The organism is Aeromonas sp. R1-2 (genome assembly GCF_040908505.1).
Taxonomy (GTDB): domain Bacteria; phylum Pseudomonadota; class Gammaproteobacteria; order Enterobacterales; family Aeromonadaceae; genus Aeromonas; species Aeromonas veronii.
Genome location: NZ_JBFODU010000051.1, coordinates 32,059 through 45,442 on the forward strand (window position 1 = coordinate 32,059; position 13,384 = coordinate 45,442).

The window sequence follows — 13,384 nt, forward strand, 5'->3', positions numbered from 1 at the left end:
CCTTAATCCCCAGCCCTGGGCTTCTTGACGCCGGGTACCGTTGCCCGGCCCTCTGCCGCATCCTGGCCACGACCGGTCAGGTGAGCCACCTGCACCGTAGCCAGTCGCTCGATGCGTACCAGCCCCTGCTCTTCCAGCCAGGCCAGCAGGATCTTCACCCGATCCCGCGTCACCCGGCCGGTACCCAGCTGGTCAAGGCAGTCATTGAGGATTGACTCGTTGGCGGCACCACCGATATCCAGCAGGGAGCGCAGGATCACCAGCCGCTGCTGGGCGTCCAATATTTGTTGAATGCTCATGGCTTCTCCTTCTGTACAGCGGCGAGCTCATTTTCCAACAGCAGATCGGCAAGGCGACGGGCTTGGCGCAGCTCCGGCTTCACCTCCCGCAACTCCCCCCGCAACTCGCTGATCTCCAACTGCAGCTTGTGCAGCTCACGCTCGCTCGGCAGATCAGCCAGTACCTGCTCCACCCGCTGGACTCTCTGCACCAGGGCCGTGAGGTCTTCGCGCTTGGCGTAGGTTTTGGAGAGCAAGATGATGACCACCAGACCCACCAAGCTGGCCAATGCATAAAGAGGCCCCCAGTTCTTAACGATGAATTCCCACACGGGTCGCCTCCTTGCGCTCATACAGGGTCTGGCACTCGATACAGCGCTCGGCACCAGGCTCGGCGGCAAGGCGGGAGGACGGGATGGCTTCGTCACAATCGCAACAGATACCATCGCCGTGTGGCCTTTCCCTGTTCTGGTGGGCTTCGATAATGCGCCCAGTTCGATCGGCATCGGCCAGCTGGGCACGGTCTATTTGGTCTGTCACATGACCTCTCTCGGAGCCCATCCCATTAGGCTATTTCACTTGCCATTTTGGCCCTGGGCAGTGCTCGAAAGCCTCACGTACTGCGTGTACGCTGCGGTTTCTGCGCGCTGTCCGAGACCAAACTGGCTGCGCCAATAACGCCTACTGGAACAGGCTCAAACAGTGTTTTAACGGACGGTATGGGTCGCCTTGATGCGGCCCCAGATGGCGAGCAGGCCACCCACCGCACTGGCCAGATCCACCAGAGTGGATGCCAAGCTCGCTTGGGTACCCGCATCGACCGGCACACCGAACAGACCCGCAATACCGGCCCCCACGGCAATCACACCACCGATCACGGTGCGGCTTTTAAAGGCAGACTTCGCTTGAGGTAACAGGGAATCAGGCATGATGGACTTCCTTCTTTTTGGGGTGAAATAACGGAGGTTGGCAATGACGGGCACGGGCCCGCAGGCGATCCAGTTCGGTCACCGAACGCCAGCCTTTCTCAAACAGGGATTGACGGGTCTGGTGGTGGCTATAGAGCGGGATCGCCTTCGGGTCAGCGATCTGATTGGCCAGAGCGGCCTTGAGATGGGCTTTGCGCCCATCCTTGAAGCAAGCGAGGTAACGGGGGTTCTTGAGCTCAGGAATGCCAAAGTAGCCCGCAGCCTGGATCGCGGCCGCCGCCTTCTGTTGCTTGATGGTCAGCACGCTCATGCCACCACCTCGCCAACCACGTCGGAAAGGAGGTAGCTCTGCAGACGCAGCAGCCGGTTGATCCAGCCATCGGCATTGGCCCACTGGCTCGGGTCTTTGCGCACAATGCCGTGCATGAAGCTGGCCCGCTGCATCATCAACGCCAGCAACAACTGGCCTTCACCCTTGGCGCCCAGTTGCTGCTTGAGCCTGCCAATCGATACCGGGCCAAGGCGACCATCTGCCATCACCCCCAAGACCTGCTGCAGCTGTTGGATGGCGCGTTTCGGCCCGTGATGCACCGCTGCATCAAACACGGCGATAGCGAGGGCCGGGCTTAAGCTGGCGATCAGGTCACAGCGGGCGGGCGCCCAGTAGTTCTGGCGGTAAAAGGGCTCGGTATGGGCCGGAGTCAGATCACCGATAGCGATATCGGGTACCCCATCCCGATCGAGGTCGGCCATGCCGTCCTTCTTGCCATCGGCGGCATCGGCGATGCCGTACTTGGTATGACCACCCCGGTCTGCCGGGTGGTTGACTTCCCCCCCTTCCACATCAGGACGAAGCAACCATTTAAGAGCGAGTGATAACATAAAGGCCCCTCGGTGAACTGCGTTATCAGCAGCGTACCGAGGGGCCTCTATGGCATGGGTTTATGGTGGGTTAGTTAACTTGAATGCTAGCAAAAAGCCCCTCAGCAAGTCACTGAAGGGCCGAAGCTATTCTTTTTTAAACAGTGTTGTGACCCAGCATAGAAAAGCCATCACGCCACCGGATAAAAATGCGATGTCTATGCGACTAATAATCTCGAGAACCAAGTCCATTTTGTCACTGTTGGTTACACCCAACGTTGCATACAAAATAAATGCGTAACAAACTATAAATAAGAGCGCAATTATATCAAATGTAAGATTGAATCTATGGTTGTCTTTGGTTGGCAAAAAAGATGCCAACTCTTTAAGAGTATTTGGTATGAAGTTAAACAACTGACTAAAATCAGGCATTTTATCAAATCATTTCCTTGACTGGGCCATTACTGTTTTCTTAAAGCATCAACTTTGTTCAGCTGAATGCCACAAGACCCCAGAACCCCAATGCCAGCTAAAACACCTGGAACAACATCTACCCAGCTTAGTAGACCAAAGACTGCAGACGCAATCCCCGCCCCTATGAGTAACGTCACACTATTGACGGTGGTCTTGAAGATTCTTTCACGGTGATCAAGATCGGCAGGACTCAGCATAGAACCTTCCTCCCTTACTGTTTCAGAGACTACAGAAGAGCCTTCAAAAGCTTGGCAATCGCTAGTTGGCTCGATGCTCTCTTCTTCAACGTACACGTCAGACTCACACTTGTCACGTCGTATAACACGAGAAACCTCTGTGGAAACAACGATTGGTGCTGGAGAAATCTTGACATTGCTAGCGCTAGATTGCTGCATAGGAGTCAACGAAACGACTGCAACCGCTGCGCATGAAGTTAAGACTTTAAGCACACCGTTAGAACTCCACGATGGAACTGCTTCATTGACTGAAGAACTCCGAACATAAGGAGGAAACTGCGCAGTGTTTTTTGCACCGTCTTTATGACCGTGAGTGACCATGTCTGTAGCCATCTGGATCAAGGATTGGGGCGCTGTTGCATAGAAATATCTTCAATTAGAGAGTTAAGCATATCCCTTAGACCCATAAGACTCTCTATTGACATACTAACCCCTGTTACATGTTCACGTAACGGGCTCGCCTCAATTTGACCATTCGCACGCATTACAGAGGGGTTGTGTTCATCAGTGACAAGTCCCTCTCGATTATATCGAACTCTATCAGCAAAAAATGACATCTCGATGCGACCATCCATCGGATTTACGGTGACACCACTAGCTACATGAACCTGATAGTTGGAGCTACGAGCATGTTCAACTGTCAGCATTGTTTGATTGTTAGTTGGATGTTCTGTCATTTTAGGACTCAAGCGAATTCATTTTGGTGCCAAATAGGGCTGAACTATATCACGCTAATATCGATAAATCACCATCAACCAATGACTTACTTTATCTTCATCACGAAAACTTCATGTATCAACCGACACAAATAGTCTTCCTTGTCGTTGTTTTAATGCTAATGATCTCTGCTCCGCAACCACAGCATAGGTCTGCGGAACCGAGAGGCCATGCTTACGGGCAAGCTGGTCGATATTGCGGCCATTGAACTCATCCCAGATAGCTCTGTCCCGCAGCGCTGCCTTGAGATGCTCCCCGGTGGGGATGTAGTAGGCACGCCCCCCCATGTAATGGGCCTGTACCAGCGCCAGCTTTCGCGCCTGAGCCTTGGCCTGTTCTTGCACCATTCCCCCTCTTACCAGTTCGCAGGCCAGCACATCCACCAGCTCGCTCAGGGCTTTGGGCCATTTGGCCGTCAGTTCCGAGGCCGGGACCTGGTCGAGGCGATCGACCAGTTGCCCCAACGAGGCGTGATCATCAGCAAAGAGATCCTGATTCTGTTCCATGACTCCCCCGACAAAATAGAAAAAGCGGTGCGCCGATTAGAACACAGGCCATTTTATGCGCACATTTTTTAGCGCATACTGAGTCCCTTAACTCTCTTCCCAACAAAATTCATGGAAAGGTCTGAAAACTATGGGCCGACGTTATTATCGACGGAGAAACCAGTCACTTATTACCGACACCGCCAGCACTATGCTGATGAGTTCCTGGTGGGGTGCTCTAATGCTGGGCCTGATCGGATATGGGCTTTTCTACTGGCTACTACCCGCATGGATCATCAGCAAGATTCAAGAAATCCCTCAGCTCACAACCGGTTTGGATCTCCGAACCATGGCCTTCCAAGCTGTTGCGCGCAGACTACATTGGTCTGAGTTCGTTGGAATGGCATTCCTATGGTTAGGTCTCTTGATTGCAGGTATCAAGCTGCTGGCAACGGGACTGGAACCGAGCCAACACCATTCAGGGCTGCTCGGTTTTCTAGCCCGCTTGCTGGCGCGGTGGAGTGACTAGGATTCTGCTGGCCCCTGTTTCGCCCATCAGATAAAATCCCCCTTCAATCAGCGGGTTAATGGGGTAAGCGATGAAGGTATTTCTGAGTTGGTCGGGGGAACGCAGTCGATTGGTGGCCACCTTGCTGGATGAGTGGCTGCGTTGCGTATTGCAGGCGATCCGCCCCTGGATCTCCACCAAGGATATTGACCGGGGTTCACTCTGGTTTAGCGAAATCCAAGACCAGTTGCAGGATGTGACAACCGGCATAATCTGCCTGACCCAAGAGAACAAAGAGAAACCCTGGATACTCTTTGAGGCTGGCGCACTGGCCAAGGGCCTCTCCAACTCTCGTGTCTGCACCCTGCTGATCGACCTGGAGCCCCACGATATTCGAGACCCCTTGGCTCAGTTCAACCATACCAAGCCAGACCAAGGTGGTATTTATGCCCTAGTGCATACGCTCAACAACCGCTTGGGGGATAACCGCCTAGACCCCGCTATTCTGACCAAGGTACTGGACACCTATTGGGCGCAATTTGAGCAGCAATTTCAAGCCATTATTGCTAATACCCCGGTTACTGAAAGACCAAAAACACGACCAGAGAAAGACATTCTGGCAGAAATTCTTGAGCATACACGTTCACTTAACCAACGTTTAAACCAATTGGAACGCTCACAGGAACAGCCAAAAGATACTTTTTCACTAGCTAGAACAGTGAATGATATTGAAATCAAAGACCGTGGGATTTTATGCTTAGAAATGGCAAACAGTAATATTGAACCAAAAGATATCGCCAAAGAACTTAAAGTTCCCTTGCAGTGGGTATTAAAAACCTTAGATAAATACGATGCCAAGACATCGTATACTTCTAATATGCCCTAATCTTCCTTTCCCACCACTTTTTCAGCGCCTCCAGCACTTTGACGGCCAGAGGCGCATCCAGCCAGCCCACCTCGGCCACCCCGACCCCACCGTTTAAACGGGCGGTCATCCGTTGCACCCAGTGGTTTAATGCGGTTTCCGAGCCATCCCTGATGATGCCAAGGCGGGCCATCTCGCACCAGATGGCCCTGATTTTGGCAATTTCATTGACCCTGACGTGGCTACCGGTCACCGGACTCAGCCGTCTGTTGGCGGCATGGCGAGCAGGCTTGGGCGTAAAGCCCGCCGTCTTGAAGGCAGCCAGCACCAGTTCCAGCTCCTGCTCGTTCAACAGGGCGGCGCTGCGCTTGCCGGTGTGGCTGGCCAACAGGTCGCGGTAACACTCGTCATCGAGCGCCAACGCACGGCGCCCTACCTGTACCAACCGGATCAGTCTGCTGCGTTTATCCATCACCTATCCCCTCCCCGTTCGGCCTTGCTGTCATGGTGCTGCCCGGCCACTCTCAGCTGTTGGTAGTGCTCATTGAGGCACCCCCGACACCAGCTGGAGAGCCCAGAGGCATCGCTAGCCATACCGAAAAACTCGGTATCCCATGGCCAGAACTCGCCACAACGGGGGCAGCGCTGCTCCAGCCCCAGTTCGGTGATGCAGGCCCGACCGCTTTGCAGGCGACGGGCCAGAATATGGGGAGCCAACAGGGGGCTATAGATGGCCATGGCAATCCCCGGCTTCGTGTACCCCGCCACAATCTCTGGCCAATTTCGCCTGCTGCAATTCGGCCACCAGTTGCCAGCGCATCTGGCAGGCTTCTCCGGCCAGCGCATGAAAACCACGGGCGCGCGCCTCTTTATCAAACTGTTTGAGCTGTTTGCACACAGCCCGTTTGTCAGCCGCTACCAGTGCAATGGCTGCGCTGCTGAATAACTTGGTAAGTCGAATATCCATCTCTGTTTTGGTCATCGCCGTGCTCCTTGTATCAAGACGGTGAAGACCTGGGCCCAGATCGTTTGGTTGCTCATCAGTACCCGGCCACCACACCGGGCAGACAGGGCGGCATCGTCGCCCTGTTTCGCAGCGGGCCATTACTCGAACTGCAGTGGCGTCACCCCTTGATACTCCTCGGCATTGAGGGGGGCAGGCCTCAGCCCCAGCGCCCAGAGCAAGGCGGCCTTGATGCCATCCTCATAGGTGTCGTCGGGGTAGCAGGTGCCCTCGGTTTCGGTGATCTGCTCACAGAGCAGCAGTTGCTCTTCGGCTTTTTCTACGTTGATTTCCATCACGCCTCCTCCCTATACCTTGGCCAGATCCAGGCTCATCTGGATGTAACGCCCGTGAGCGTCACGCTCGTAGAGCCGCAGATATTGGCTGGTGCCGGTCACCTGGATGGCATCGACAGCAGCTTGCATGGCCAATAGCCAATCCGGGTCATCGATATTGAGCTGGCGCAGGGAGAGCACCTGGTTCACGTCGATATGACCGCTCTTGGATACCCGAAAGGCATGGTCTACCAGAGCGCGGATCTCGCTGCTGGCGCCATCGCTCCAACGTTCGATGCACTGGTCAATTAGCGCTTTGGCGGCCTGGATCCGTTCATCAAATTTGCGGTGCTCCCCCACTGCCCGAATGAGCTTGTAACGGCCATCAAAACTGAGCAGGGTCACGTTGCCCTTGGTACCGCCCCACGCCACGCCGTACTGCTCGGCGGAGAGATCCACAAAGTCGGCGATCTGTTGCATGGCGCCAATCTTGAAGGCTGCCAGCTGCGAACGCTGCTCGCGGGCAGCAGCGATAATGGCCAGCACCACTTCATCGCGCAGCTTGTCTGCCGGGGCGATCAGGTTTTCCGGTACCCAGTGCCCCTGAGCGTTCTGGCGCATCGGGGTGGTACTGCTTGTTTGTGCTTCTTGCATGGACTTCTCCTTAATGGATCTTTTTGCTGCCGGGCACCGGAGGGCACATCACGGCGCAGTGTTGCTTTGCTGTCGCGCTCGCCAGCTCCTCCTGGTGGGCCGCGCTGCAGAATTCGAGAAACTTGGGTAACTGGCGCAGCACCACCCGCGCCAGCGCCTCGTCTTCTATCTCAAGCTGGATCTTGCTCATCTCATACCCCTTGCCAGTTTCAGGATTCTTGGCGCCAGTGCAGCAGGCACCCGCCAAAGCGCACCAGGGCAACTTCACGCACCACGCCCGCCAGACATTCACGGCTTAACACGGCGCGCGCCTGCATCTCTTTGGGCAGTGGCCCGGTAACCGCCAGCAGCGGGGTATGGCAAACCCGACTGGTGCGAACGTCATATCCCTTGGCCGTCAGCCAGTGGCTGAGTTGCTCGGCGGTCTTTTGCAAATTGCTGTGCAGATGCTTTTTCATCCCGTTCTCCTTGTGATCTCGTCACCGGGCCCACCGCGAAAGAGCCCCACCAACCCTTATTTGCCTTCTTGCTTGTCGAGCAGCCGGTTGTATTTGATGGCCATGATTTTCAGCTCTTCGGCCAGCAGCTCACTTAGGATGCGCAGGCTGCTGCTGGCATTGTCGCCATCGCTTTTGGCCTGACGGCGCAATCTCGAGAGGGTGGCCTCGGCGTCATAGCGAGCCGTTTTCTGCGACCCTTTGCCCTGCTCTACCGATAACCGCATCGGGCGGCGCAGTTGCTGCGCCTCGGTCAGCTGGCTATGGGGGCAACCGCTGCGGCATGCCTTCCAGAGCTTGATATCCATCGGACTGCTGCCCACTTCGCTGGGGCCTCGGCGTTGGTGCGCGAGACACTGATGCGCCGGGATATCACCCAGGATGGGGCACCTCACCTTGTTGCCCATCAGGGCCCCTTCCACCAGGGTCTGTACCCTTGCCATATCGCCGGGATACTTTTCGTTACAGACCTGGCTGATGGTGGTGCGAGAGAGCCCGAGCTTCTCGGCCACCTGGGCTAGCGAACTGGCCGCCACTTCGGCCTGCAACACCTCAAGCCACGTTTCCATGTGTCTCCTCCTCCCGTTGGAACGGGTATAACTGCTGCTGGTTTTGATCCCAGCAACCATGGTCACGACACAGCGGGGCATAACGGCCTGTATCCCTGACCAGCTGATAGCGTCCTGTCAGGCCGTGTCTGGCGGGTACAGGCAGCAAACTGTCAACTTTGAACAGCACTTTGACGTAACCGGCTTTTACCAACCTATCGGTGTAAAACCAGGCTTGTTTCTGACCCGTCTCTGCCGTCAGCATCAGGTCTGTCAGGGTGAAGAAGCGGCTGATCTTCATGGTGTTCCACATTTTCTGTTGATTGGTTTTGCGCTTGTTCCTGCATTTGGGCCGCTTCTGGCCACTGCTTTTGCCAATCGGTGGCATGTATTGAGCGCTAACCACTTTGAAATAGGCCGGGCGGGATACCACGCCGTCCGGGTGTTTAATGAGGTGGCCAGCGGCCAACCAGTCACGCACGACCTTGTAGATATGTGCCTCCGACATTCCCGTCACGGCGATCACGTCCTTGATCAGAAAAGTCTCTTGCTGGCACATCCATTCCCAGGCTTGCAACGTCATTAGCGTTGCTTTTGTATCAACCACTGGAATCCCTCCCGTGCTTTGTTTTTATTGGCTGTAGCCTGACGGCTAGCGGCTGCGACGCACGTCATGGAGCAGCTCGCTGGCGTCAACGTCCTCCAGCCGGATAATCCGGGCATCAGAGGCCATCGCCATTTTTTCAATCTTGTCGAGGGCCGAGACGATGGTGCGCACCACGCCATTGGAACGCTTGCGGATCAGATCCAGCAGTGCATCGTCGATCTCCACGTCCACCTCCAGCATTTCGCTGGCAATCAGGGACACGTCATCGAGATCGGCCGGTTTGAATTCGATCCACTGGGAGATGCGGTTAAACAGTTGCTTGCGCTGGCTGATGCGGCGGGCAATCTCTTCCATCCCGACCAGGATCAGGGGTTGTTCGGTGGCATCGTAGATATCGCGCAGGGTCTCCATGATGCGGGCATTGCCGACCACGTAATCGGCCTCATCCACGAAGATGGCCAGCTCTTCGGCACGGACGGATTCGATGATGCTATCGACCTGAGCACGCAGGTTATGGCGCTGGGGAATGCCGATCTCTTTGGCAATCTGTTCCAGCAGGCTGGTCACCGTGTCGGCCTTGTAGCAGCGGACATAGATGCCGTTCACTTCGTCCTGGTTGAACAGCCATTCCACAGCGGTGGTCTTGCCAAAGCCGGAGGGGCCATGGATCAGGCCAATGCCTGGCACTATGCTGGAGCGGTTGAGCAAGTTGTCGAGCAGCTGCTCGGTCTTGATCATGTTTTTGACTTCAACGATCTTGTGTTTCATAGTGGGTTTGTCCTTTGTTTTTGGGCCTTTTCGGGCTACTCGCTAACCTTTTGCCTGGGTGCGGCGGGTAGCCCGAACTTCATCCAGATGGCGGTTAATGCGTTTTGCCATCAGCTTGTGGCTGTAGAGGTATCGGGTCAGCCACTCCTTCTCCCGCTCTGTCAGCGGGGTATCCAGCTCCCGCTCTGCCAGATAGATGGCTTGCTCGTACTCGGTCTTGAGTGCTCTCGATTCCTGCCCTGCGGTGGCTTGCGCCCGCTGCGCTTTCGCTTCTCGTCTGGCTTCTATGGCGGCCAGCTCTGCCGCATTGAAACGGGCGGGTTCAGCGGGGGTTGAGACCCCGGTGAGCGCGGCCAATGCCGGGTTATCGAGGGTGAGATCGCGCCGACTGAACGCTTCAATACCCTTGGCCTGATCGACGAAGTGGCGCACCACATCCTGATGGAGCTGGTCGATGCCAAAGGTCTTGGCAAGGTTGCGCATCTCGCGGCGAAAACTGGCCAACGCCTTGGCATCGGCTTTTTTGGCCGCCCGGAAGGCATCGGGACTGATGCCATTGCCCAGCAGGTCGATGTTGATAGCCTCGATCCGCTCGTTCCAATCGCCGGTGCGGTACAAGATGGCGCGGCCCACATCGCTCGGATCGAGAAAGACGCTGACCCGCTGGCTCTTCCAGTTGTGCTCCAACAGTTCGGGGGCGCTGTATTTGAGGCCACCGGCCTTGATAAAGCCTTTGGAGACGGTCGCCTCGCCGATATGGTTGAGCAGCAGATCCAGCGCAGCTTCATCGGGGATGGCGCGGCGCTGATAACGGGCCAGTTGGTACTTTTCATTGGGGCTGACCCCTAGGGCACTGTGCTTGCGGTTGTGGTAACGGGCATCGAGCCAGTTATCGAGCAGGGTTTGCAGCTCTGCGGCTGTCATGGCCAGCTCGTAAATCTCTTTTTGCGCATCCGGTTTGCGCTTCTCTTCCAGGCGCTGGGCAAAGCTCTTGCGGGCCTCTATCACCTGACGGTCTGCCACGCAGTGGCCGATATAGGAGGGCAACAGCTCTATCAGGCCATGGCTCAAGGTGCGGAAAAACCGCTCGATATGGGGTTTCTCCCACCCCGAGTAGGCGTTGGAGCGGCTGATGTTCATACCAAGCAGAGTGCAGATGGACATGACCCGCTGGCTCACGTAGTCAGAGCCGTTATCGGTGCGCATCACGCCGTTATCGTTGAGGGTGCCCCAGGCCAGCAGGGTCTTGCGCAACAGCAAGCAGATCCCTTCGCTCGATGAGCTCTTGGCCACCAGCAGACGAACGCGACGGGTATACACGTCGATCACCGCGATGATGCTGTGGCGACCATCCACCAGCATGGCATCGACCGGAGTGCTATCGAACTCCCACACGTCGTTGGGCTGGGCCATCCAGGGGTACATCTCCTCGATCGCGCTGCGGTATTTGTTGTTGTAGGCATCCGGGTTGGTGGTGTAGGTAAACGCCACCTTGTTCTCTGCCAACCATTTCACCATCCAGCGACGCAAGGAGGATTGGCTGGGGATCTGCCATCCCAGCTGGTTCATTTCGCTGTATTGGCTGGCCAGTTCGTGCAGCGCCCCCCACTTGTTGGCCAGATGGGGCTTGGTAGTGACCAGTGCGGTGAGAAACTGGGCCAGATCCGGGCTCTGTTCGACGGTTGATGGCCGCTCCCGCTGATAGTTGCCAGCCAGGGCTGCGGGGCCTTCATCCGCCAGCGCACTTTGCCAGCGGCGCAGGGTGATCAGACTGAATGGCTTTTGCCTTTCATAAACGCTGACAGGCAGGGCTAGAGTGCGGGCGCGGTATGCCTCGATAAAGGCGCGGCGACCCACCTCCCCTTGCTGGCAGGCGTGATAGGGGGCCAGGAAGATATCGGCGGCCTGCAGGATGAGCAGTCTGGCATCGACCTTCTGGCGAGCCCCCTCCCCCAAAGTCAGCAATTTGCGGCCTGCCTCCGGTTTGACCGGCACCTCGCGTGCCAGCAACTTGGCCATGGCCTTGCCACCCGCTGCATGATCGGTCACTGCATGGCCTTGTGTGGCCACAGCCTGTTCTGCCAGGTAACGGCGGGTTTCAATCGGCAGTGAGCCAATGTGGTATTCGGCCCCTTTGCCTTTCTCGCGCTTGCGGCTTTGCCACTCTTCACGCTCGGCCTTTTTGCGCACACCATCGGGGTAAGCGGGCATGCCGACCAATCCGGCCAGCGCCTGGGCGGTGTACCAGGTGCTCATTGGTCACCTCCCAGCAGGTCGATCCCCAGCGACTCGGACAGCAGGGCCATGATGGCGCGGCTTTCCCGACGCTTGGGGCTAATCCCTCTGGCCGGAGCATAGTGTTTGATGCAACGCTGTACGGCTCGGGGGTGCAACCCTTTAGCGCGGGCCCAAGCAGCTTGGGAATATCCGCATTTTATGAGCTCAGCCCTGATCCACTCTGGTGTTTTCCCTGACATACTCACCCCGTTTCGGTATCATCAAGTGTCGCAGTGCGTATCTTTATCATTCATAAAAGAATGATTTTATGTCGCAATGCGTCACATATGAATGATTGATCACCCCAAAAAGATTGACAAGTCTTTTTGTGCGGAATTTTTTGTCTACCGACTCACCAGCATTAGCCACTAGCCGAGAATTCCTTGTATGTCAGAGCGTTATGAAGAAAAACCACAAGCAGCACAAAAAGACGGTGAGGTATCTTTTCTGACGGCGGGAATGGATACTTTGAGTGACCGTCTGGATGAGCTGCGCGGGAGCCTGAGCTACAAGGCATTTGCCGAACTGGTGGGGATGAGTGAGTCGGGGATGCGCAAATACTTCCCACCGTTTAATTCGCTGCCCACCATCGACAAGGCGCTGCGCATCGCGCGGACGTTCAATGTGAATCTGGAGTGGCTGGCCACCGGTCAGGGCCCGAAACACCCCGATGGAGCGGCCGAGCAGATGGTGCAACGTGAGGAGTTTGATGAGGAGTACGCGCTGATCGATGGCTACCATGTCACCGTCAGTACCGGCCATGGTGCGTTTAATGATGATCATGAGGTTAAACGCAAGCTGGCCTTTCGCCGCAAGTGGCTCACGTTTCGCAAGTTAAACCCGGATAACCTGGTGGTGGTCTTCGCCAAAGGCGACAGCATGGAGCCCACCATCCACTCTGGTGACTCTATCCTGGTCGATATCAGCAAGAATCAGATCGAAGATGGATCCATCTTCGTGTTGCGCCTGGGGGAAGAGCTCTACGCCAAGCGCCTGCAGAAAAACTTCGATGGTGGGATCACCATCATCAGCGACAACCGCGATGATTACCCCCTGCAGGTCGTTCCAGCCAACCAGCTGGAGAACCTGGCCGTGATCGGCAAGGTAGTCTGGGCCGGGCACGATTTTTTTTAGCCAAAAACATCCTAACAACTCCGCCAGTTAGGATTTCGTGACCTGTTTACAAAGGGATTAAACAATCCCAATTAAAACTAGGCATTACGCCTAGTTTTTCATTTTCAGCGCATTGGCTAGCAGCTTGACTCGAAAGTTTTCATTTTGCGGTTAAACGGCTTGGCTTAACCGCATCACGCCACAAGCCCCGCTATTCCTGAGTTTGTCCCGCCATTTCCCACTTGTTTTCACCAGCTCCCGGTTTTTCATTCTTGGTGGTGGGTTACAG

At 55.9% G+C, this 13,384-nt stretch carries 23 protein-coding genes and 1 other RNA gene; 3 read left to right on the forward strand and 21 right to left on the reverse strand.

The features are described from left to right. Nucleotides 1-2: 2 nt before the first annotated feature. The 9 genes from AB5Y76_RS17680 to AB5Y76_RS17720 form a co-directional block, all read right to left on the reverse strand. Nucleotides 3-299 carry a hypothetical protein gene (locus tag AB5Y76_RS17680; RefSeq protein WP_068982158.1) on the reverse strand — a complete coding sequence of 99 codons (297 nt, stop codon included), beginning with the start codon at nt 297-299 and terminating at the stop codon, nt 3-5. Beyond that, nucleotides 296-610, reverse strand: coding sequence for a DUF2730 family protein (locus AB5Y76_RS17685; protein ID WP_016350122.1), 315 nt, complete (start codon nt 608-610; stop codon nt 296-298). The genes AB5Y76_RS17680 and AB5Y76_RS17685 overlap by 4 nt, the downstream gene beginning before the upstream one ends. Beyond that, nucleotides 591-818, reverse strand: coding sequence for a TraR/DksA C4-type zinc finger protein (locus AB5Y76_RS17690; protein WP_368177789.1), 228 nt, complete (start codon nt 816-818; stop codon nt 591-593). Before AB5Y76_RS17690 ends, AB5Y76_RS17685 begins: the two co-directional genes overlap by 20 nt. Before the next feature lie 167 nt (nt 819-985). After that, nucleotides 986-1,207, reverse strand: coding sequence for a hypothetical protein (locus AB5Y76_RS17695; protein WP_005353373.1), 222 nt, complete (start codon nt 1,205-1,207; stop codon nt 986-988). Further along, nucleotides 1,200-1,517: a hypothetical protein gene (locus AB5Y76_RS17700; protein WP_368177790.1), complete on the reverse strand. Its 318-nt coding sequence runs from the start codon at nt 1,515-1,517 to the stop codon at nt 1,200-1,202. The genes AB5Y76_RS17695 and AB5Y76_RS17700 overlap by 8 nt, the downstream gene beginning before the upstream one ends. Next, the gene (locus AB5Y76_RS17705; RefSeq protein ID WP_368177791.1) at nt 1,514-2,089 is read right to left on the reverse strand and encodes a glycoside hydrolase family 108 protein; all 576 of its coding nucleotides are present in this window, start codon (nt 2,087-2,089) and stop codon (nt 1,514-1,516) included. The genes AB5Y76_RS17700 and AB5Y76_RS17705 overlap by 4 nt, the downstream gene beginning before the upstream one ends. Nucleotides 2,090-2,529: 440 nt before the next feature. After that, a complete protein-coding gene (locus tag AB5Y76_RS17710; RefSeq protein ID WP_257124841.1) occupies nt 2,530-3,111 on the reverse strand; it encodes a hypothetical protein in 582 nt (193 codons plus the stop codon). 5 nt (nt 3,112-3,116) lie between these two features. Next, a complete protein-coding gene (locus AB5Y76_RS17715) occupies nt 3,117-3,455 on the reverse strand; it encodes a hypothetical protein (protein ID WP_257124840.1) in 339 nt (112 codons plus the stop codon). 111 nt (nt 3,456-3,566) lie between these two features. After that, nucleotides 3,567-4,001 carry a Mor transcription activator family protein gene (locus tag AB5Y76_RS17720; RefSeq protein ID WP_368177792.1) on the reverse strand — a complete coding sequence of 145 codons (435 nt, stop codon included), beginning with the start codon at nt 3,999-4,001 and terminating at the stop codon, nt 3,567-3,569. Between the two features lie 130 nt (nt 4,002-4,131). On the opposite strand from AB5Y76_RS17720, the gene AB5Y76_RS17725 reads away from it, so the two are divergent. Beyond that, nucleotides 4,132-4,509 (forward strand): hypothetical protein, encoded by a 378-nt coding sequence (locus AB5Y76_RS17725; protein WP_368177793.1) that lies wholly within the window; start codon nt 4,132-4,134, stop codon nt 4,507-4,509. Nucleotides 4,510-4,579: 70 nt separating this feature from the next. Next, a complete protein-coding gene (locus AB5Y76_RS17730) occupies nt 4,580-5,374 on the forward strand; it encodes a toll/interleukin-1 receptor domain-containing protein (protein ID WP_368177794.1) in 795 nt (264 codons plus the stop codon). Here AB5Y76_RS17730 and AB5Y76_RS17735 read toward each other — a convergent pair. From AB5Y76_RS17735 to AB5Y76_RS17790, 12 genes are all read right to left on the reverse strand, one after another. After that, complete coding sequence (locus AB5Y76_RS17735; RefSeq protein ID WP_368177795.1) at nt 5,361-5,825, reverse strand: gp16 family protein; 465 nt, start codon at nt 5,823-5,825, stop codon at nt 5,361-5,363. The genes AB5Y76_RS17730 and AB5Y76_RS17735 overlap by 14 nt on opposite strands. Beyond that, nucleotides 5,825-6,091 carry a hypothetical protein gene (locus AB5Y76_RS17740; protein ID WP_368177796.1) on the reverse strand — a complete coding sequence of 89 codons (267 nt, stop codon included), beginning with the start codon at nt 6,089-6,091 and terminating at the stop codon, nt 5,825-5,827. Before AB5Y76_RS17740 ends, AB5Y76_RS17735 begins: the two co-directional genes overlap by 1 nt. Beyond that, complete coding sequence (locus AB5Y76_RS17745; RefSeq protein WP_368177797.1) at nt 6,078-6,335, reverse strand: hypothetical protein; 258 nt, start codon at nt 6,333-6,335, stop codon at nt 6,078-6,080. The genes AB5Y76_RS17740 and AB5Y76_RS17745 overlap by 14 nt, the downstream gene beginning before the upstream one ends. A gap of 45 nt (nt 6,336-6,380) precedes the next feature. Then, nucleotides 6,381-6,450: hammerhead ribozyme type II (locus tag AB5Y76_RS17750), an RNA gene on the reverse strand. 7 nt (nt 6,451-6,457) lie between these two features. Continuing rightward, nucleotides 6,458-6,652: a hypothetical protein gene (locus AB5Y76_RS17755; protein WP_368177798.1), complete on the reverse strand. Its 195-nt coding sequence runs from the start codon at nt 6,650-6,652 to the stop codon at nt 6,458-6,460. A 12-nt stretch (nt 6,653-6,664) separates the two neighbouring features. Then, nucleotides 6,665-7,285: a DUF3164 family protein gene (locus AB5Y76_RS17760; protein WP_167567774.1), complete on the reverse strand. Its 621-nt coding sequence runs from the start codon at nt 7,283-7,285 to the stop codon at nt 6,665-6,667. A gap of 10 nt (nt 7,286-7,295) precedes the next feature. Next, nucleotides 7,296-7,475 (reverse strand): hypothetical protein, encoded by a 180-nt coding sequence (locus AB5Y76_RS17765; protein WP_368177799.1) that lies wholly within the window; start codon nt 7,473-7,475, stop codon nt 7,296-7,298. A gap of 19 nt (nt 7,476-7,494) precedes the next feature. Beyond that, a complete protein-coding gene (locus AB5Y76_RS17770) occupies nt 7,495-7,743 on the reverse strand; it encodes a hypothetical protein (protein WP_005353401.1) in 249 nt (82 codons plus the stop codon). Nucleotides 7,744-7,799: 56 nt separating this feature from the next. Then, nucleotides 7,800-8,351: a transcriptional regulator gene (locus tag AB5Y76_RS17775; RefSeq protein ID WP_041217404.1), complete on the reverse strand. Its 552-nt coding sequence runs from the start codon at nt 8,349-8,351 to the stop codon at nt 7,800-7,802. Continuing rightward, the gene (locus tag AB5Y76_RS17780; RefSeq protein ID WP_052143514.1) at nt 8,335-8,913 is read right to left on the reverse strand and encodes a hypothetical protein; all 579 of its coding nucleotides are present in this window, start codon (nt 8,911-8,913) and stop codon (nt 8,335-8,337) included. Before AB5Y76_RS17780 ends, AB5Y76_RS17775 begins: the two co-directional genes overlap by 17 nt. Nucleotides 8,914-8,982: 69 nt before the next feature. Then, nucleotides 8,983-9,705, reverse strand: coding sequence for an AAA family ATPase (locus AB5Y76_RS17785; RefSeq protein ID WP_029300291.1), 723 nt, complete (start codon nt 9,703-9,705; stop codon nt 8,983-8,985). A 42-nt stretch (nt 9,706-9,747) separates the two neighbouring features. Then, nucleotides 9,748-11,961, reverse strand: coding sequence for a DNA-binding protein (locus tag AB5Y76_RS17790; protein WP_368177800.1), 2,214 nt, complete (start codon nt 11,959-11,961; stop codon nt 9,748-9,750). 408 nt (nt 11,962-12,369) lie between these two features. Here AB5Y76_RS17790 and AB5Y76_RS17795 point away from each other — a divergent pair, with 408 nt between their 5' ends. After that, a complete protein-coding gene (locus AB5Y76_RS17795) occupies nt 12,370-13,116 on the forward strand; it encodes a helix-turn-helix transcriptional regulator (RefSeq protein WP_081318870.1) in 747 nt (248 codons plus the stop codon). Nucleotides 13,117-13,384: the final 268 nt, after the last annotated feature.